This window comes from Candidatus Babeliales bacterium (assembly GCA_019749895.1).
Classification (GTDB): domain Bacteria; phylum Babelota; class Babeliae; order Babelales; family RVW-14; genus AaIE-18.
The window spans coordinates 122,139-141,760 of sequence record JAIEPG010000002.1 but is presented as its reverse complement, the minus strand read 5'-3'; the positions used below and the strand labels follow the sequence as shown (position 1 = coordinate 141,760).

At 39.7% G+C, this 19,622-nt stretch carries 10 protein-coding genes and 1 tRNA gene; 2 read left to right on the top strand and 9 right to left on the bottom strand.

The window, feature by feature from the left end; genetic code table 11:
- Positions 1 to 32 precede the first annotated feature (32 nt).
- The 4 genes from rpsI to K2W90_01630 form a co-directional block, all read right to left on the bottom strand.
- Positions 33 to 443, bottom strand: coding sequence for a 30S ribosomal protein S9 (gene rpsI / locus K2W90_01645; GenBank protein ID MBY0353049.1), 411 nt, complete (start codon positions 441 to 443; stop codon positions 33 to 35).
- Between the two features lie 155 nt (positions 444 to 598).
- A tRNA-Thr gene (locus K2W90_01640) sits at positions 599 to 673 on the bottom strand.
- Between the two features lie 52 nt (positions 674 to 725).
- Complete coding sequence (locus K2W90_01635; GenBank protein MBY0353048.1) at positions 726 to 1,070, bottom strand: TraR/DksA C4-type zinc finger protein; 345 nt, start codon at positions 1,068 to 1,070, stop codon at positions 726 to 728.
- The gene (locus K2W90_01630; protein MBY0353047.1) at positions 1,067 to 1,543 is read right to left on the bottom strand and encodes a nucleoside deaminase; all 477 of its coding nucleotides are present in this window, start codon (positions 1,541 to 1,543) and stop codon (positions 1,067 to 1,069) included. The genes K2W90_01635 and K2W90_01630 overlap by 4 nt, the downstream gene beginning before the upstream one ends.
- Positions 1,544 to 1,705: 162 nt before the next feature.
- Between K2W90_01630 and gyrB the strand changes: the two genes are divergently transcribed.
- Entirely contained in the window at positions 1,706 to 4,138 is a 2,433-nt protein-coding gene (gyrB, locus tag K2W90_01625; protein ID MBY0353046.1) for a DNA topoisomerase (ATP-hydrolyzing) subunit B, read from the top strand.
- Positions 4,139 to 4,208: 70 nt separating this feature from the next.
- On the opposite strand, the gene K2W90_01620 is transcribed toward gyrB, so the two are convergent.
- The 5 genes from K2W90_01620 to K2W90_01600 form a co-directional block, all read right to left on the bottom strand.
- The gene (locus K2W90_01620) at positions 4,209 to 9,536 is read right to left on the bottom strand and encodes a hypothetical protein (GenBank protein MBY0353045.1); all 5,328 of its coding nucleotides are present in this window, start codon (positions 9,534 to 9,536) and stop codon (positions 4,209 to 4,211) included.
- A 159-nt stretch (positions 9,537 to 9,695) separates the two neighbouring features.
- The gene (locus tag K2W90_01615) at positions 9,696 to 15,011 is read right to left on the bottom strand and encodes a hypothetical protein (GenBank protein MBY0353044.1); all 5,316 of its coding nucleotides are present in this window, start codon (positions 15,009 to 15,011) and stop codon (positions 9,696 to 9,698) included.
- 142 nt (positions 15,012 to 15,153) lie between these two features.
- Positions 15,154 to 16,020, bottom strand: a complete 867-nt coding sequence (locus tag K2W90_01610) for a hypothetical protein (protein ID MBY0353043.1) — start codon at positions 16,018 to 16,020, stop codon at positions 15,154 to 15,156.
- A gap of 2 nt (positions 16,021 to 16,022) precedes the next feature.
- Entirely contained in the window at positions 16,023 to 18,005 is a 1,983-nt protein-coding gene (gene uvrB, locus K2W90_01605; protein MBY0353042.1) for an excinuclease ABC subunit UvrB, read from the bottom strand.
- A 63-nt stretch (positions 18,006 to 18,068) separates the two neighbouring features.
- Positions 18,069 to 19,127, bottom strand: a complete 1,059-nt coding sequence (locus tag K2W90_01600; protein MBY0353041.1) for a prolyl oligopeptidase family serine peptidase — start codon at positions 19,125 to 19,127, stop codon at positions 18,069 to 18,071.
- Between the two features lie 192 nt (positions 19,128 to 19,319).
- Between K2W90_01600 and K2W90_01595 the strand changes: the two genes are divergently transcribed.
- The gene (locus K2W90_01595; protein ID MBY0353040.1) at positions 19,320 to 19,514 is read left to right on the top strand and encodes a DUF433 domain-containing protein; all 195 of its coding nucleotides are present in this window, start codon (positions 19,320 to 19,322) and stop codon (positions 19,512 to 19,514) included.
- Positions 19,515 to 19,622 lie beyond the last annotated feature (108 nt).

Here is a 19,622-nt window from a genome sequence, read left to right as displayed (position 1 = left end):
TTAGCAGTAAATGAATGGTAAAGCCAGAAAGATTATCTTTTGACGAATTGGAACTTTCTGCGTGCGCCACGTTGACCGTATTTTTTACGTTCTTTAACGCGAGAGTCAACGGTAAGGAGATCGTTTTTACGCAATGTAGCTCTTAATGTTTCATCAGACTCAAGAAGTGCTCGCGCAATCCCAAGACGAATAGCATCTGCTTGGCCTTTCATGCCGCCGCCGTTAACACTAACCTTTGCATCAAAGCCTTTTTGATTAGCAACTTTGAATGGAATGGAAAGGCTACTGCGATTGATCAACGTATCGAAATATTCTTCATGATTTAAACCGTTGACGGTAATTGTTCCGCTGCCTTTGCTCAGCCAAACACGTGCAACAGCTTTTTTTCTTCGTCCAACACCATGAATGGAAGAGCTAGTTTTGCTTTTTTGAGCGTCTTTCATAAATCCGTAAACCTAAGCTAAAAGGACTAAAGTTATAACTAAAACTGTGCTAATTAATACAATAGAGTAGTCATAAAAGCTCATTTTGTCAAAAAGGAGCAAAAATGACAAAAATCATTAAAAAACAAACAAGTAGAATTTCAGCTAGAAAATACTGGAGCCGATGATCGGAGTTGAACCGACGGCCTACTGATTACGAATCAGTTGCTCTACCACTGAGCTACATCGGCATTTCTTCAGGTTTTACTAGGTAATTCTTAGTGTATTCTATCCTGAAAAAACTTATCCTTCAAGAGCTTCTTGGCAAACAATGCAACGAGCAGCATACGGAAAATTTTCTAAGCGTCGTTCTGAAATATGCTCTTCGCAGTCAAGGCATGAGCCATATTCTCCGCGATCTATGCGCATAAGTGCGTTATCTATCAAGCGTAATTCATCAATTTCATTTTGTTCAAGTGAGTTTTTGAGGTTTTCCATGGTAAGAGAAAGTGCCTCATCGCCACTATCTTGAATTTGATCGTCGGCAAACTTTTCATTTGTTGACGAAGAAAGAAGCATAGTCATTTCTACTTTTCTTTGTAGAAGTCTATCCTTAATTCTATGAAGCGCATCTGTTCGTTGTTTCATGGCTGCCCTTTCTCTTTTTTTCTAATCTTTTTGAAAAACAATTTTAAGAGGGAAAGACTTGCTTCATGTTCCACCCCGCCCTCAATGCTTAAATTCTGAATGTAAAACGGTATATGATTTTCTATTTCATCAAGCCCTATGCCGAACAAGGTTGATTTTGCTCCAAATACTATTCCCTTTAGCCTACTCAGTTTAATTAAGCCCAGGCACATTAAACAAGGCTCAAGGGTAACATAGATCCAACATCCGTTCAACCTCCAATTGCCAACCTTTTTATAAGCTTTCTGGATAGCTAAGATCTCTGCGTGTGCTGTTTGAGACTGCATCATTTCAATCTTATTATAGGCACGTGCAATAATAGTATTGTCGGGTCCCACAATTATAGCGCCGATGGGTACTTCTTGGTTGTCTAAAGCTTTTTGAGCTTGTTTGAGGGCCTCGTTCATAAAAAAGGTCTTTTTTTCTGTTTTCATAGTACTTAACGCATCTTTTTGTTTTCAAATTTTGATAGATACTCTTAATGGTGCTATACTAGTGCCTGTGTTTTAATAATACAAAAAATTTCTTTCAAAATTAAAGCTTCTTTTTGATTGTATGGTGTTTTAGGTCCTCGACTACAGATTTTGGAGTTATCCATGGAAGAAGAAAAAGTCAAAGCTAAGGGCGGCAGCGTTCCTGAATATGGTGCAAGTTCTATTAAGGTGCTTGAAGGCTTAACTGCTGTCAGAAAGCGTCCAGCCATGTACATCGGCTCAACGCATGCTGATGGTCTTCATCATTTGGTGTATGAAGTTGTTGATAACTCTGTCGACGAGGCGCTTGCCGGTTATTGTACCAAGATTAATGTTATTGTACATGCCGACGGTTCCTGTTCGATACAAGATAATGGTCGGGGGATTCCGGTTGCCGAACATCCAACAGAAAAAATATCTGCTGCAGAAGTAGTTATGACCAAATTGCACGCTGGTGGTAAGTTTGAAAAAGAGGCATATCGCTATTCTGGTGGTTTGCACGGCGTTGGTATTTCTGTAGTAAATGCGCTTTCAAAGAAATTAGAACTGCGTATTTTTAGAGATGGTAAAGAATATTTTCAAACGTACAAAATTGGTGTGCCAGATGAGCCACTTAAAGCGATTGGTGCTACTGATAAACAGGGTACTTATGTTCGTTTTTGGGCTGATGGTACTATTTTTGAAACAACAGATTTAAACTTTGAAACGTTAGCAACTCGCTTAAAGCAATACGCGTTTTTGAATAAAGGTCTTTATATTGACTTTAAAGATGAGCGTAGTGGCGAAGAAGAGATTTTCCATTTTGAAGGTGGTATAGCTTCGTTTGTTGATCATATAACTGCTAAAAAGGTTCCATTACTCGATCATGTTATCGAGTTTTCTAAAGATGATGGTGTATATATTTTGGACCTTGCGTTTCAATATAATGATGGTTACAGCTCACAAATTTTCAGTTTTGTAAATAATATTCACACGGTTGATGGCGGAACGCATGAGACTGGTTTTCGTTCTGCTTTAACTAAAGTGTGCAATCGTTATGCTCAAAAATATAACATGCTCAAAGCTGCTGGTGAAGAATCACTTTCAAGTGATGACGTTCGTGAAGGCTTGGTGTGCGTAATTAGCATGAAAGTACCAGAGCCACAATTTGAAGGTCAAACTAAAACAAAGCTTGGCAATAGCGAAATTAAGGGATTTGTTGATTCCTGGGTTTATTCGTTTCTTGATACATTGTTTGAAGAAAATCCTACCATTGCCAAAGCTATTTTACAAAAGGCCGTGTTAGCACTGCAAGCTCGTACTGCTGCAAAGCGCGCACGTGATTTAACGCGTCGTAAAACGGTTCTTGAGGGCTCGGTATTGCCTGGTAAATTGGCAGATTGTTCAGAGCGCGAAGCAAGCAAATGTGAGTTGTACATTGTAGAAGGGGATTCTGCAGGTGGCTCGGCAAAGCAAGCGCGTAATCGTTTTGTGCAAGCGGTTTTGCCAATTCGTGGTAAATTGCTTAACGTTGAAAAAACTCGTCTTGACCGTGTTTTAGGCAATGATGGTATTAAAGATTTAATTACTGCTATTGGTGCTGGTGTTGGTAATGATGAGTTTGATTCAGAAAAAGTTCGTTATCATAAAATTGTTATCATGACCGACGCTGACGTTGACGGTTCGCATATTCGTATTTTGTTGCTTACCTTCTTTTTCCGTTACATGTTGCCAATTATTGAAAAAGGATATTTGTATGTTGCGCAACCACCTTTATATAAAGCAAAGGTTGGTAAGTCTGAGCGCTATCTGCAAGACGATTCTGAACTCACTCAATTTTTGTTCGATTGGGCTGCGTCGCATGCTTCACTTGAGCAAGGTGGTAAAAAGTTTGAGCAAATTGAGTGGAGTTCTTTGCTTAAAAATATTCTTGCTTATGAAAACGAAGTTACCAAAGTTGGTAATCAAGTTGAAGTTTCTCGTAAAAATTGTCATGAGCTTGTTGCTTGCCTGGATGCGCTTAAATGGGAACCTGGAAAATATACCCCAGAAGAATTGACACCAAAAATTGCTGAATATTTTAAAGACTATCAAGTTGAAATGCATGTTGAAACTGAAGCTGGTGAAGGTGATGTTCGTACCCGTAGAATTTTGAGCTTTAAGCAAGGCAAAAAGACGTGGGATGTTTCCTTTGCATTCTTCAAATCAAATGAAGTTTCTAAACTTCTAGAGCTTTTCAACCCAGTTAAAATGCTTGAAGATAAGCAATGGTCAATGATGGTGAGCGGCAAGGGTGGCGAAAGCCGTGGTCTTGGTGTACTTGCTTTATGTGATGCTATTGTTGTTGCCGGCAAGGCATTGATGACTATTCAACGTTATAAAGGTCTTGGTGAAATGAATCCTGAACAACTTTGGGAAACAACCATGGATCCTGAGCGCCGTATGTTCTTGAAGGTTAACATTGAAGATGCGTTGAAGGCAGATCAATGGTTCTCATCATTAATGGGTGACGAGGTTGAAGATCGTCGATCATATATTGAAAAACATGCTCATTTTGTAAGAAATCTGGATATTTAAAACGATTCTATTTTAAAAAAGGCCCCGAATCTTCGGGGCCTTTTTTAATGCGAATAATTATAGCAAAGTATTAGCGAGTAGGTTGTTGTTGATTTGGTGGCATAATATAGCCTGTTCCTGGAGGGTAAGCCCCAGGGTAACCCATTCCTGGCATGCCCATCATTCCTGGGGGAGCAACTGGGCGTAAATAGCCAGTTTGTGCAACATCTGCTTGGTAGTAAGCCCGTTGAGTATCTCTGCCTTGGGCTTGTGTTGTTTTTGTGGCACCGTGTGTAGCAACTGCTTGTGGGGCGGTTATGTTCGCAGGTTTGTATTTTGCCAAGGCTTCTTGTTCTTTTTGTAGTTGCTCTGGGCTTGCGGGTTGTAGTTGTTGAGCGAGAGAAGCGGGCAAATTTTCTGATAGCTTTTTCAGGCTCTCTAGTGTTTCCATGGTATAAACATTTTTAAGCTCTATCGGTACGTCCCACGTGCTAATGCCAATAAATTTAATAGTTTTCCAAGGATATGGATCCTGCCATTGCATAATAATATTTTTGCCAACTTGTTCGCCAGTTCCCAGGCTGATCATGCCATCGTTAAGGCCAACCCAATATGTTTTAAATTCTCGCAAAGAAAGTTGCGATGAACGAGTGGTTTTAATTTCTGCTGCTGAACGGCCAAGACTTTTTGTACGAATTACATGTTTACTGTTGTTCCATCCACCAATAATAGTTTCATAAAGTTCTGTGTCGGTATTACGTACACTTACGGCATCTTCTGAGAAACATATAAAAATGTCGCTTGGTCCGCGGGCTTCAAAAATTATCCAGCCGAGATTTGGAGTTTTTAGTTGCCATGGGATCCAAATGTATTCGCCATAAAGCGCAGGAATAGTAAATACAAAATCTTCATCTTGTGCTGAGGCATTTAATAATGTTTTGCCAATGTCTGCAATAGTAAAGTACCAACTGTCTTTTGCTTTAACATCGTCCTTATTTTGTGCATCAACAAGATAATAATTTAAGTAAGCGCGTACAAATACATCAAGAATGATAATCAGTTTATCTGGGTTTTTTGGGTAATATTTTTTGATTTGTTCCAGTCCATAAAAAATCTTCTTCTTAGTATCTGCTGTGCTGTTAATAACAAATGGATGAGTAAGACTACGTAAAATATCGGTATAAATTTTTAATAGTACAGAATAGTGGCTTGGGTCCTGAAAGGCGAATTTCTCTGCTTCGCTGAGTTGCTTTACCACTGCTGCAGCATTTTGTTGTGCTTCAATAGGGATTGATTCTGTAGCTCCACGTTCTGTTTTTGGCTCTTCAACATAAACATAACTATTTTGAGCGCGAAATCCATATTGTGCGTCAACTCGCATTTTTTGTGCTTCATCCTTAAGTCCTTCAGCTTTAATTTCAGCAGCAGCTTTTATGCCGGCGCCCGCTGTTGCGGTAGATATTCCAACGCCTGCTGAAACGCCTGCAACAATCATTGAAATAGGGTCTGGAGACATTGCCGCAGAACCTGCAACCATTAAAGCTATTTGGCTTCCGGCTTGAAAAATACCTGCGGTTGCTTCACCTATTTTTGCTATTTTATTAGCTTCTATTTCTTTAAGAAAGGCTCCTTGTTGGAGTAATATTTTTGCTTTTGCTTCCGCTGGTTGTTGCATAATTTGTACGGTGGGGGCCCCTTGAGCGTCAATATCAATTAAAAATTGGTATTCAGCTTGTTGTTGTGGCGTACTTAAAACGCTAAAAATTTTGCCACTTACCATATCTTTCATGGTTACAAATTGGCCTGTTTGAATAAAATCATAGCGGTAAGGTCTATGAAGAGTCATAGAGCCTTTGTAAGGAAAACCTTGGAGTTGTTGTTGAATATTTGATCCTTTTTCTATGTCAATGGTAACGGGTGGTGCAATTTCTACATTGCTAATTTTTTGTTCGTGATCTGAAGGCTGAAAGCCAATTAGTGTAATGTTTTCTAGGCTCTCGGGGTCTTGCCATGCCATAAATAAGTTGTCACCAATTTTCCCTTGGCCTAGCATAAGCATGCCGCCAAGAATGCTTACCCAAAAATCAGTAGGTTTGTCGGAGTATACGCGTGCGGTAGGGAGTAACTCAGTAAGTAGTTGATGTACGACAATACCATTACGTTCAATTTCCAAGAATTTATTATTATTGGCGCCAATAACGACCTTGTATCGGTCTCCTTTTTGATTTTGTAAGACTACTGCAACTGAATGTTTTGCTTGAGCGGTAAAGGCAATAGTTGTTTCATTTGGAATACGAACTTTAAGATCGTCGATAAAAGTAACATTGTTGCTTCCAGCTGGTAGGGTAAGATCATGATCAAGCTTGGTATAAATTTCTTTTTCTGCAATCACGCGCAGTGCTTTACCAACTTGAATTTCCGCGTAATCAACCGGTCCATCGTGTGAACCAAAGCCAACGTGAGTGACTTGCATAGCTTCAGGCATGTAAGCAGACATTAAGACGCCATAGCCAGGTGTGCCTTCACCAACTAAGATTAAGCCGTTATTAACTGAAACCCAGTAGGGAATAAATCGGCCAGGTATTGCACGAACAAGTGGTGCTTCTGCCATAAGTTTGCCATTAAGCAGTATTTGAGAAGTTGTATTGTTGAGGCCGCCAATAATAATCTGCCAATTTGCTTGGGTATCTCCTTGTGTGTTAAACGCAACTTCTATGCCACCATGGTCAGTCGCGCGAGCAAGGAATGTTATTGTGGCTTGTCCTGGTTGTTCAAGTGGTGTATCAAGCCAAGCAAATCCTTTGCTAAACATTTTGTTCAGAGTAATCATGCGATCTGGTCCAAAATCAGTAATTGGTGCTTCTTTTGCAAAGCCTTCAAGTGTTAGTCGTTCAAGGAGTTCATAGCGTTGGTTATGTAGTGCGTCATGCTTTTTGATAACGCCAAGTTTATTGGTTGTCAAAAGATAGTCCGTATTGTTGCGTATTTCTTTTACAACACCAAGGCCTGCTGTTAACTCAGATTTAACGAGTGATTTTGCTGCTGATGCTGTTGCTAATTTTTTATCATACCAAAATTGTGTTCCCTTAATTGCGCCAAAAATATCGCGTGCGGTTTTCTTGAAGTCGTTAGTATTAATTGAAATACCGGTATCAGGGATATCGGCTTCTGAGTTTACTGCTTGCAGTGTAAAATACTGTGCGCCGCCAAGATCTTGTTGGCCATAAAAATCTGGCTGCCAAGATCCTGTATTGATAGCAGGAACTATTATTTCAAAATGTTCCTTGGCATTAACCCAGCTGTATTGATTTACCCAGAGGTTACGTTCTTGAGCGTGCGGGGCCATACTTTGAATAATAATTGTGTCGTTTGAACGAATTGGGCCCGTTTGATTGTATGGACTTATCAGTTTAAATGTTTGCCAGCCATCTTGAGCGTGTGGATGATTGAGCAACGACACCCGAATATCAAGCTGATCAGGCTTCCACAAGAAGTGGCTGTCGCTTACCCACCATTTCCATTCTTTGCTCAGTGAGCCAGCTTTTTTAAGATTTCCCTCAACAGCATATAGCGACCAAATAGTTACGGTATCGCCAAAGTTAATAACGTTGTTTGATGTATCGTCTTGTGCCCAGGTAATACTAAAAAAACAACCAAGATCTTGACGTTTATCTTGTGCTTGTACGGAGCTATTTTTTTTGCTTTTAGTTTTTGTTTTTTTTGCTGACTTTTTTTCTTTATTTTTATGCTCTTTTGCTAATTCTTTTCCTGTTTCTGATTCGGTAGGGGCTTCAAGTTCTGCTATTTTTTTTTCAGTTTCGGTTTGTTCTACTTCTTTCAAGCTGTCTATAACTTCTTGTGATGTATCAAGAGTTATGCTACCAGTGCCAGAGCTACCTACTAGTAGCTGATTGAAGTTGTTTGGTGGATCTTCTTGGGCATCTTTGTCGTAATAACTATCTGCATGCGTCCAAACGCGTCTAAAATCAACATTTGGCCCTGCAATAATACGGACAATTTGGGTGCCACGAATTTCTGGGCCGCGTGCCAATTCTAGTGCAATAACTTCGCTGAGTGTTGGTTTATGGACAATAGGATTATTTTTGCTATCAAGAGCTACAATAGTACCATCGTAACCAATAGCTGCGCTATTAAAAGAACCTGCAGGACATTCAAGTGCAATCCAATCATTTTTCTTTTTACCATTACTTCCCGGCATTAACTTCCAAGCATTGTTTTTATAATCGAGAAAAAGTGCGTTAAATTGTTCTTTAATCGAGACGCTTTGTGGATTGCCCATATCAAACGTTGCTGGCTTAATGATGTCGGTCCATGATTTTTTAAAGCGATTAAATGTTCGAATAACTTGGTTGTTGTTTGCTAGTAAGACCTTCCCATTACCGCCGCAGGCAATATGAACGCCTTTTTCATCGGGAATTTTTTGCCACTCAGTTTGTTGAGTAACTGGATTTTTTTTTCTCCAAAGATTATTGTCGCTATCTCGTGCCCAGATTTCATTTTTATTGCCAACGCTGAGTTGTGCAAATTTTTTGTTTTGATTGATTATTTGAGTCCATTCTGTGTGACCTTCTTCTTGGTACCAGCAATTGCCGTCTTTATCAAGGCTCCACAGTGTGCCATCCGCGCCAACAGAAAAGTTTTTGAGTTCATTTTTTGGTGAAATATCGGACCAACTATTCCAATCTTTACTGAGCTTAAATAATTTTCCGTCTTTGCTAAGACCAAAAATTAATGGATCGTCGCCACCGTGTGCAATATCGATACTTTGTAAATCGAGCGCTGGTAGTGATGTGAATAAATCTTTAGAAATTTTTTGTTGAACACCGGAATATACAATTTGGTCTGGAACTTCTTTTTTTTCTTCTTCTGGAGGGCTTTTTTTTGTTTGCTTTGTGGATTTTTTTGATTTTTTGCTTTCTTTATCTTTTTTCTTTGGATCTTCTTTAGTACTTTCTTGGGTTGTTGTTTTTGTTTCCTGCCCTGCCTCACTGCTTTTATCGGGTTTTGCTGGAGTTTGTGTTTGTGTGTTTTTGTCAGGGTTTGCTTGCGGTTGTTCGTCTTGCTTTGTGTTATTGTCTTTTTTTTTAGTTTCTTTTTGATTGGTTGAGTCTTTTTTTTGCTTGTCAGATTTTTTATCTTTTTTCTTAGGTTTATCTTTTTTTTGATCAGAACTTGCTTTTTTTGTTTCAGAAATTATTTTTTCAGAATCTTTATCAGATTTGTTGTCTGTTGGTGCTTGTTCTGGTGTGTTATTATTTTGATCAGTGTTTGTGGGTTCGATTGTTGTTGATGGTTTTTCTTGCGTAGTATCAGTTGCAAAAATTATTGAGTGTGTGGTGAGTAGTAAGCTGAGTATCAGCACAAAGTTTACCATTTGATATATTCTGTTTGGTTTCATCACTAATCTCTCGTGTTTTGAGGGTTTAAGCGTCTAAATACTAAAAAGAGCTTGCGTGTTAAGCGTACAAAAATTTTCTTTCAAATTTAAAGCTTCTATTAAAAAAGGCTCCCGAACTTCGGAAGCCTTTTTTAATGAGTAAATAATTATGAACTAATATTAGCGAGTGCGGGGCGGTTGCATAGGCATCTGAGGCATTTGAGGGAGTGGAGGTTGTTGAGGGCTCATAGGATAGCCGCCCATACCCATACCTGGATATCCCATGCCCATCATGCCTGGAGCCATGCCCGGTGGGAGATGAGGTCGCAGGTAGCCAGACTGAGCCGTTTCTGCCTGTTGGTAAGCCTGCTGAGCATCAACCGCTTGAGATTGTACTGTTGCTGCTTGTTGTTTAGATTCTATTGGTTGAGGGCTTGCTCCCGGAGCTGGTGCATATTGAGCCAAAGCTTCTTGTTGTTGTTGTAGTTGTTCAGGAGTTAGTTGTTGAAATGGTTGAGGAATAGGGTTTTGTAAATTTTCTGTTGCTATTTTTGCTTGATTTTCCAGTCCTTCGATTGTATAAACATTTTTAAATTCTACTGGTACGTCCCAGGTGCTAATTCCAATAAATTTAATAGTTTTCCAAGGATATGGGTCTTGCCATTCCATAATAATGTTTTCACCAATTTTGTCTCCAGAGCCTAAGCTGATCATGCCATCGTTAAGACCAACCCAGTAAGTTTTAAATTCTCGTAGAGAAAGCTGTGATGAGCGATCGGCTTTAACTTCTATTACTGAACGACCAAGGCTTTTTATACGTGTTACGTGCTTGCTATTATTCCAGCCACCAATAACCGTTTCATAAATGTCTGTATCAGTATTTCGCACGCTGGTGGCGTCTTCTGAAAAAGCGATAAAGATGTCGCTTTGTCCGCGCGCTTCAAAAATTATCCAACCAAGATTTTTGGCTTTTATTTCATATGGTATCCAAATGTATTCGCCATAAAGAGGTGGTAACGTAAAGGCAAATTCTGGGTCTTGTATGGACGCATTGAGGAATGCTTTCCCAATGTCTGCTATAGTAAAATACCAGCGGTCTTTTGCGGCAACGTCGCGTTTGTTTTCTTGATCAACAAGGTAAGAATTTGAATAGGCTCGTACTAGTACGTCAAGAATAGACATTATTGATTCGGTGTTGTACTGATAATATTGTCTAAATTGGTCTAAGTCATCAAAGATATTTGATTTTACTACTTCGTTTTGAATAACGAATGGGTGTGTTATGTTGCGCAAAATATCTGTGTAAATTTTAAGTAATACTGAATAATTGCTTGGATCGGCAAAGCTGAATTTTTTTGTTTCACTAAGTAGTTGTGCTACTGTTGCAGCATTTTGTTGTGCTTCATTAGGAACAGATTCATAAGCACCAAATTCTTTTGAGGGTTGTTCAAGGAAGTTATAACTATTATGAGCGCGGAAGCCAAATTGTGCGTCGGTACGCATTTTTTGTGCTTGGCTCATGATTTCTGCAGATTTAATTTGACCTTCAGCCTTTATGGCTGCGCCGCCTGTTGCAAGTCCTATGCCCACCCCACTTAACGCAAGTCCACTCAGTGCCATAATCATATTTGGTGACATGCCAAAAGAACCACCTGCTTGTAACGTTGCTTGCCCAGCTGCGTCCATAATGCTTCCTTTTGCGTCAGCAATTTTTGCTACTTTGTTGGCTTCTATTTCTCTAAGAATAGCACCTTTTTCTAGTAGGATTTTTCCTGGTGCGTCATCTGGTTGTTGCATAAGATTTATTGTTGGTAAGCCAACCGTATCGATATCAATTAAGAATACGTATTCTGCTTGTTGTTGTGGCGTACTTAAAACACTAAATGCTTTTCCACTTAACATGTCTTTCATGGTTACACGTTGGTCAGTTTGAATAAAGTCGTATCTAAATGGTCGATGGACCGTCATAGTACCTTTGTATGGAAAGCGTTTCACTTCTTGCTCGTATTTTATAGCTGTTTTTTCAATGCCTATCGTAACGGGCGGTGCAATTTCTATGTTGGTAATTTTTTGTTCGTGATCAGACGGTTGAAAGCCAAGTTGTGTGATATCTTCAAGTTCGTCTGGATCTTGCCATGCCATTAATAAATTGTCGCCAATTTTTCCTTGACCAACCATAATTGCGCCGCCAAGAATACTTATCCAGAAGTCGGTAGGTTTGTCTGGAGAGACGTGTACTGTAGGGAGTAGTTCAGTCATCAACTCATGCACAACCTTACCATTTCGTTCAATTTTTATTACCTTATTATCTTGAGCGCCAATAACAACACGATATTTGTTGTCGCCTTTTTTATTTTGTAAAACAATTGCCAAATCATGTTTTGCTTGAGCGGCAAAGGCAATACTTGCTTCGTTAGGAAGGCGAACTGGAATGTCTATTACATTAATTTGAGTGCCATTAGCTGGCAACGTAATGTCTTTAGCTTTTGCGTAAACGTCTTCTGCAATAACTTGAAGTGCCTGTCCAATTTTAGTTTCCGTGTAATCAACCGCTCCATTGTGAGAGCTAAAACCAATGCGATCAACAGGTATAGCTTCAGGCATATAGGCAGACATGAAGATACTCGTACCTGGTGTGCCAATACCAACGAGTATGCAGCCGTTGTTAATAGAAATCCAGTAAGGAATGAAGTTACCTGGAACTGCACGGGCAAGTGGCGCTTCTGCCATGAGTTTGCCATCGAGTAATATTTGTGATGTTGTGTTATTGTTGCCGCCAATAATAACGTGCCATTTGGCTTGTGTATCAGCTTTTGTATTAAATACAACTTCGATGCCGCCAGTGTCACCAGCGCGTGCAAGGAACGTTATGGTTGCTTTACCAGGTTTTTCAAGCGCGGTGTCAATCCAAGCAAAGCCTTTGCTAAACATTTTGTTGAGTGTAATCATGCGGTCTGGGCCAAAGTCAGCGATTGAAGGCTCTTTTGCAAATCCCTCAAGAATTAATGGTTCAAGTAATTCATATTTTTTGTTTTGAATTGTGTCGTGAGGGGGGCAGGTTCCATAGTTGTTGGTTGTTATTTCATAGTCCGTATTGTTGCGTAATTCTCTAACAACGCCAAGGCCTGATGTCAATTCAGATTTTACTAACGATTTTGCAACGGTTGCTGTTGCCAGTTTTTTATCAAACCAAAATGCTGATCCTTTGATCATATTAAAAACATCACGTGCAGTTTTCTTTGGGTCTTTAGTGTTGAGTGAGGTTCCCGTATCAGGAACATCTGCTTCTGAATTTACTGCTTGGAGTGTAAAGTATTGTGCGCCGCCAAGGTCTTGTTGTCCATAAAAACTTGGCTGCCAAGATCCTGTATTGATAGCAGGAACTATTATTTCAAAATGTTCTTTGGCATTAACCCAGCTATATTGATTTACCCAAAGGTTACGCTCTTGGGCATGTGGAGCCATACTTTGAATAATAATTGTGTCGTTTGAACGAATTGGGCCTGTTTGATTGTATGGACTTATCAGTTTAAATGTTTGCCAGCCATCTTGAGCGTGTGGATGATTGAGTAATGACACCCGAATATCAAACTGATCAGGCTTCCACATGAAATGACTGTCGCTTACCCACCATTTCCATTCTTTGCTTAGTGAGCCAGCCTTTTTAAGATTACCTTCTGCTGCGTAGAGTGACCAAATACTTACCGTGTCGCCAAAATTAATAACGTTAGTCGAGTTGTCATCTTGTGCAGCTGTGATAGTAAAAAAGCAACCAATATCTTGGCGCTTATCTTGCGTTTTAATTATTTGCTTATTGTCATCTGCTTTTGCTTGATCAGTTTTTAATTTTTTTCCTGCGTCAGAAGAAGGTGCAATTGCTTTTTTTGTTGCCTTTTCTATTTCTGTTTCTGTTGTTGTTTTGTCTGGTTGCGTTTTTCCCTCGTCTGATTGAGAGGTTGTTTCATCAGTTGGTTTTTCAATATTCAAAGTTACAGAGCCCGATCCAGAGCTACCAACTAACAATTCATTAAAGTTGTTTGGTGGGTCTACTTGAGCGTTTTGGTCGTAATAGCTATCGGCGTGGGTCCAGGCTCGCATGCCGTCAACATTTGGTCCTGCAATAAGTCTGACAATTTGCGTGCCACGAATTTCTGGTCCACGTGCTTTTTCTAGAGCAGCAGTATCGTCTTTTGATGGTTTGTTAACAACGATATTATTTTGTTTGTCTATTGCTACAATAGTGCCGTCGTAACCAATTGCAATATCTTTAAAAGAGCCGGTAGCGCTTTCAATTGCTAGCCAATCAGTTTTTTGTTTGCCGCTTCTTCCTGGTGCAAGTTTCCATGCGTTGTTTTTATAATCAAGAAACAGAGTATTAAATTTATCTTTTGTTGATATTTTTAATGGGTTGCCCATATCAAATGTTGCTGGTTTTATAATATTTTCCCATGATTTTTTAAAGCGATTAAAAGTACGAAGAACTAGGTCATTAGCTGCAAGTAAAACAGTTCCGTCCCCACTACATGCTATAAAAACCCCTTGGCCATCAACTTTTTGCCACTCAGTTTGTTCGGTAACTGGGTTCTTTTTTCTCCAAATATTGTTATCGGTATCGCGGGCCCAAACTTCATTTTTATTACCAACATAAAGTTGTGCAAATTTTTTGTCTTTGGTACTAATTTGTCCCCATTCTGTTTGTCCGTCTTCTTGGTACCAGCAGTTACCATCTTTGTCTAAACTCCAAATAGTGCCATCAGCGCCAACCGAAAAACTTTGAAGAACTGTTGTTGGAGAAATGTCAGACCAGCCGTTCCAATCTTTATTGAGTTTGGATAATTTTCCGTCTTTTGAGAGCCCAAAAATTAATGGGTCGTTGCCGCCGCGAGCGATATCGATGTTTTGTAAATCTGTTCCTGGCAACGCAGTGAATAAATCTTTAGAGATTTTTTGTTGGGGGCCTGTTGCGGCTACAATTTGTTGATCTTCTTCTTTTTCTTTCGCTTTGCCCTTATTTTTCTTTGCTTGTTTTGCTGCTTCTTTTGCTTTTTTTTGTTTCTCTTTTTCAATTTGTTTTTGTTGTTTCTGTTGTTCTTTGGTCATGCCCACTTGAGATGTTTTTTTGCTTTGTTTGGTACTCTCTTTTTTCTTGTCGCTGTCTTTACTTTTCTTATCAGTGTCGCTTTTCTTTTGATTATCAGCATCTTTCTTTTTTTGTTTTTCAGCTTCTTTGTCTTTTTTCTTCTGATCGTCAGCCTCTTTCTTTTTCTGTTTTTCGGCTTCTTTGTCTTTTTTCTTCTGATCGTTAGTTTCTTTTTTATTATCTGAGCTGTCTGATTTTTTTTCGTTGGTTTGTTGCTCTGTTTTCTTATCTTTATTATCGGTACTGTCGGATGTTGAGGGGTCGCCGGGTCCTGCAAATGCTGCTTGGTTAATATTGAGCATCAAGCTCAACAATAAAACAAGGCCTAGGACCGAGTATGTTCTTTTTTGTTTCATCGCAATTCTCTCTTTTTTTGAGGGGTGAAACCTTTAAATACTAAAAATAGCTTTTACTATCCTAGTTCAAGAGAAAAGAAGAACTCAAGATTTTGAGAAAAATGTTAGAAAGATGAAGGTTCTTTAAGATTTGGTGGGAACATTAGGAGAGCTTTAAACCAAGAGAACTCTTTTGAATAAAGCCTTCTTGGCAAAGTTGATCAAGAATTAACTGTATGCGACCTTGTGGGCGGTCTATTTTTTGAATAAGCTTGTGTTCTGATAAAAGTGGGTGTTCGAGTAAAACCTGTAAAATCATACCGCGAATTTGCCGGTCTGAGCCCTGGAACTTAGATTGCTTTGCATAATGCTTGCTCAGCTTGCACAAGTTACCAACATTTTTTTTGAGCATAACGCCATAGTCCATCAGTGCATAGTACCAATGTCGCGGATTGCTAGTATCGACTGTTTTTTCAATTAATGGCATGAGTTCTTTGTCTGAAATATCTATTTTTGTTCGATAAAAAAAGTAGATAAACACGGTACGGATATTTGTTTCAATAAAAGTAGTTGGCGTGTTGTGTGCGAAAGCGCAGATTGAGGCAGCTGTTGCCTTGCCAATGCCGGGCAGGGTTGCCAGCGTTTGCGGGCAATTGGGCAGTTGTCCGTCAAAGTTGGTAACCAAGTTGTGTGCAATTTTTTGTAAATTAAGAGCGCGGCGGTTGTAGCCCAGGCCCTTCCATAAGCGCAGTACCTCTTCAAACGGTGCATGTGCGAGTTCGTTAAACGTTGGAAAGCGTTCAACAAACGCATCAAATTTTGGAGCAACCCGATAGGTTTGTGTTTGTTGCAACATAATTTCAGAAACAACAACACGGTACGGTGTTACTTCCTGTCGCCATGCAAAGGTTCTGCCGGCTTGGTGGTAGTAATTATAAATAACTTCTTGGAATGCACGAATGGTTTGGGTAGACATACCCTGTGCATTAAACAGATCAATACATTCTTGCTCAAGCTTGGTGTTCTGCATTATTATTTTTGTAAAAATTGTTTTTGTAGTGCCAAAATACGATCGCGCAGTTCAATAGCGCGTTCAAATTTTAAATCTTCTGCTGCCTGTTGCATTTCAAGTTCAAGTTGAGTAATGAGCGCGCGTGCATCGTCAGCGTTTTTAGGTTTAATTTTTTTGCCCTGTTTTTCTGCTTTTGATGCGGCTTTAATACCTTCTTGAAGTTTGGAAATACTCTTTGCTACTTCGCGCTTTACGGTTTCCGGTGTAATACCATGTTCTTCGTTATAAGCTGTCTGAATTGCGCGGCGTCTGTTTGTTTCTTCAAGCGCTCGCTTGATCGACTTGGTTATCTTGTCGGCATATAAAATTACTTTGCTTTCTGCATTACGTGCCGCTCGTCCAATGGTTTGGATCAGCGAGCGTTCATTGCGTAAAAAACCCTCAATGTCGGCGTCCATGATAGCAACCAGTGCCACTTCAGGCAAGTCTAAGCCTTCGCGCAACAGGTTAATACCAACTAAGCAGTCAAAAACGCCCAAGCGTAACTTGTGCAGAATCTCAGTCCGTTGTGGTGTCTTAATTTCACTGTGTAGATAGCAAACTTTAAGTTTTTGGTTCTCAAGAAATTGTGATAAATCTTCTGCTGATTTTTTGGTCAAAACAGTGATAAGTGTTCTAAAGCCACGTTTATTAGTATCTTTTATTTCTTTAATCAAATCTTCAATTTGGCCTTCTCGTGGCCGCATAATAACTTCCGGGTCAATAATACCTGTTGGACGTGCAATTTGTTCAACAACCTGATCGCTATGTTGAAGCTCATATTCGCTTGGAGTGGCAGAAACAAAAATGACGTCTTTAAAGAATCTTTCGATTTCTTCAAACTTGAGCGGGCGGTTGTCTTCTGCTGTCCGCAGTCTAAAACCATATTCAATCAATGCTTGCTTGCGCGAATAGTCGCCCTTATACATGCCGCCAAGTTGCGGGATGGTGATATGCGACTCATCGATGACCAGTAAAAAATCATCGTCAAAGAAATCAAACAGGGTGTAGGGCGCGCTGCCTGGCATGCGGCCATCAAAGTAGCGGGAGTAATTTTCAATACCGCTGCAGTAACCGGTTTCTGCAATCATGTCGATATCATGCTTGGTTCTGGTTATCAAGCGTTCGCGGTAGAGCGGGTTGGTCAGTTCAGCCGCTTCTCGTTCTAAATCTTCTTTAATGTTTTGAATAGCGGTTTCGCGTTTGTCTTGTGTGGTCAAAAAGTGCTTGGCTGGAAAGATTAAAAAGTTGTCGAGTTCTTGCACTACTCTATGTTCGCGTTTGTCCAACAATTCAATAGTTTCAATGGTGTTGCCCAAAAGTTCAACGCGTATGTTGTCATGCAGGTAGGGCAAGTTAATAGTAATTGAGTTACCCGTTACACGAAAGTTGCCGGAGTTGAGCTCAACGTCGTTGCGTTTGTACTGAATAAAAATAAGCTTTTCAACAAACTCTTTGCGCGAGATAGTGTCGCCCACTTTAATTTGGAAGGTCAGTTCACGGTAATCAGTTGGGTTACCAAGCGAGTAAATTGCCGAGACTGAGGCAATAACAATAACGTCGTTGCGGTTAATAATTGAAGCGGTTGCTTCAACGCGTAACCGTTCAATTTCGGTATTAATTTTGGTTTCTTTGGCGATATAAATATCTTGTGCAGGTAGGTACGACTCGGGTTGATAGTAGTCGTAATAACTCACAAAATAACAGACCTTGTTTTCAGGAAAAAAAAGCGAAAATTCTTCATACAGCTGTGCTGCCAACGTTTTGTTGGGCGACAAAATGAGTACACTTTTACCACGCTGAGCAATAACATTTGCCAGGGTAAAGGTTTTGCCGGAGCCGGTTACGCCAAGTAGGGTAGATTTTCCTGGTCTGTTTTCACAAAGTTGTTTTATTGCTTCTGGTTGGCTGCCCGCAGGCTTGAACGGTGATGAGAGTTTGAAGGCATTTTTTTTATTAAACATAAAACCAGTTTAGCGCAAAAAGGGGAATTTAGAAAGTGGCCCCAAATAACGGCTTAAAGCTTGTTATTTGGGTGTTTTACTTGATGTTTTTAGATTTGTATCAAAAAACTTTAAAGCAGTCCTGCCCACGCTTTTATGAATTTTTGTTCTGTCTGCCCCTGGGGCATCAATAGTAATTTTTGGGTTAATTTTTTTGCCTTCTTGAGTGCTTTCGTTCATAAAGACCCAGTGACTTACGTTTGGAGAAAGTATAGTGAGTGTGCTTGATGGTATATTTTGTGCAAAAAATTTTGCATGTTCATCAGCTGAGACTACCATGTCTGCATCGCCCACAACAAGGTATATTGGTGTGTAGACAGTTAATAAACTTTCTTTTGTAAACATCCAATTATTAAAATCAAGCCCAGGTGCCATTGCAAAAACAGCTTTTATCCGATCATCATGATACGATTTATTGGCATCTGAAATATCACTTTGTGTGAAGTTTTCAAAGACCGATCTCCATTCATTATCCTTTATGCTTGCCATGTATTTGTACAAGAGCTCCTGATCTAAATTAGCCTTAACTCCAGCAAGCCAAAGTGTGGTCATGCCGCCTTGCGAAAAACCTGCCGCGCCTATCCGGTTGGCATCGATATGATCTTTAAAGCGTGGATCACTTAAAATTTTATCAAGAATGAAGCTCATATCCAACGGCCTGTTCCAGGGGCGGGCGCCAAGTTCAGGAATCATATTGCCAAAAGCGTTGCCATAATGTTTTACACAAGCAACTATGTAACCATGCGAGGCCAAATAGTGCGCAAACCAGGAGTTTCCGTACGGGTCGCCGCCAAAGCCGTGTGAAAAAAGAATGAGTGGTAGTTTGTCAGGGATTATCGGTGTATCTACCGCTACATCACCGAGTTTCCAGATGCCATATTCCTGAGGCGTTGTTTTTACCGATTTGTTGGTAGGGTACCAAAAAACAACTTCCAAAGAGCGGGGCTTGGCGTCAAATATTCTTTGTTCGTCAACATAATGTGCTACCGTTCCGCTAACTGGATGGATAGGTTTTTTCAGAAAATAAAGTAAGGCACTGAGTGATAAGCATTGTGCGATAGCTAGAAAAAAAATTTTTTTCATAAATTTAATCCAAAATCCAGGGGCCATTCTTAATATTTTCTTTTACTCGTACCATGCATAGTTCAGTGGTGTCAACTACTGTGTTATAAGTGGCAGGAGTTGACATTTGCTTGACCAGGGCAGTCCAGCATTGTATGGTTTTTTATTGAGCTAGAGGCATTTTTAAAAATTTTAAAAATTTAAGGTTGAAGTATGAACAAATTAGAAACTTTAAATCGCATTGTGGTTGATCCCAAAGTAATGGTTGGAAAGCCAGTTATCAAAGGAACGCGCTTAACGGTCCAATTGATCTTGGGTCTTTTGGCGCAGGGAATGAGTATTGAAGAGATACTTCAGGAATATACCAATCTTACTCAGGCATATATTCTTGCTTGCTTGTCGTTTTAATTAGTTTTATAGATTTGTTTTTTATAACAACCTCTGGGCTCATTTGATTGAGATCATTTAGGACCTAAGCATGTGGCATTGGTATGAACTTTATTTGTTGTCGTTATT

Bases quoted from the DNA above. Each gene is read 5' to 3' on its own strand.
- K2W90_01595 (MBY0353040.1), top strand. From the start codon at position 19,320: ATGAACAAATTAGAAACTTTAAATCGCATTGTGGTTGATCCCAAAGTA.
- K2W90_01630 (MBY0353047.1), bottom strand. From the start codon at position 1,543: ATGAAAACAGAAAAAAAGACCTTTTTTATGAACGAGGCCCTCAAACAA.
- K2W90_01615 (MBY0353044.1), bottom strand. From the start codon at position 15,011: ATGAAACAAAAAAGAACATACTCGGTCCTAGGCCTTGTTTTATTGTTG.
- K2W90_01610 (MBY0353043.1), bottom strand. From the start codon at position 16,020: ATGCAGAACACCAAGCTTGAGCAAGAATGTATTGATCTGTTTAATGCA.
- K2W90_01620 (MBY0353045.1), bottom strand. From the start codon at position 9,536: ATGAAACCAAACAGAATATATCAAATGGTAAACTTTGTGCTGATACTC.
- uvrB (MBY0353042.1), bottom strand. From the start codon at position 18,005: ATGTTTAATAAAAAAAATGCCTTCAAACTCTCATCACCGTTCAAGCCT.
- K2W90_01600 (MBY0353041.1), bottom strand. From the start codon at position 19,127: ATGAAAAAAATTTTTTTTCTAGCTATCGCACAATGCTTATCACTCAGT.
- gyrB (MBY0353046.1), top strand. From the start codon at position 1,706: ATGGAAGAAGAAAAAGTCAAAGCTAAGGGCGGCAGCGTTCCTGAATAT.
- K2W90_01635 (MBY0353048.1), bottom strand. From the start codon at position 1,070: ATGAAACAACGAACAGATGCGCTTCATAGAATTAAGGATAGACTTCTA.
- rpsI (MBY0353049.1), bottom strand. From the start codon at position 443: ATGAAAGACGCTCAAAAAAGCAAAACTAGCTCTTCCATTCATGGTGTT.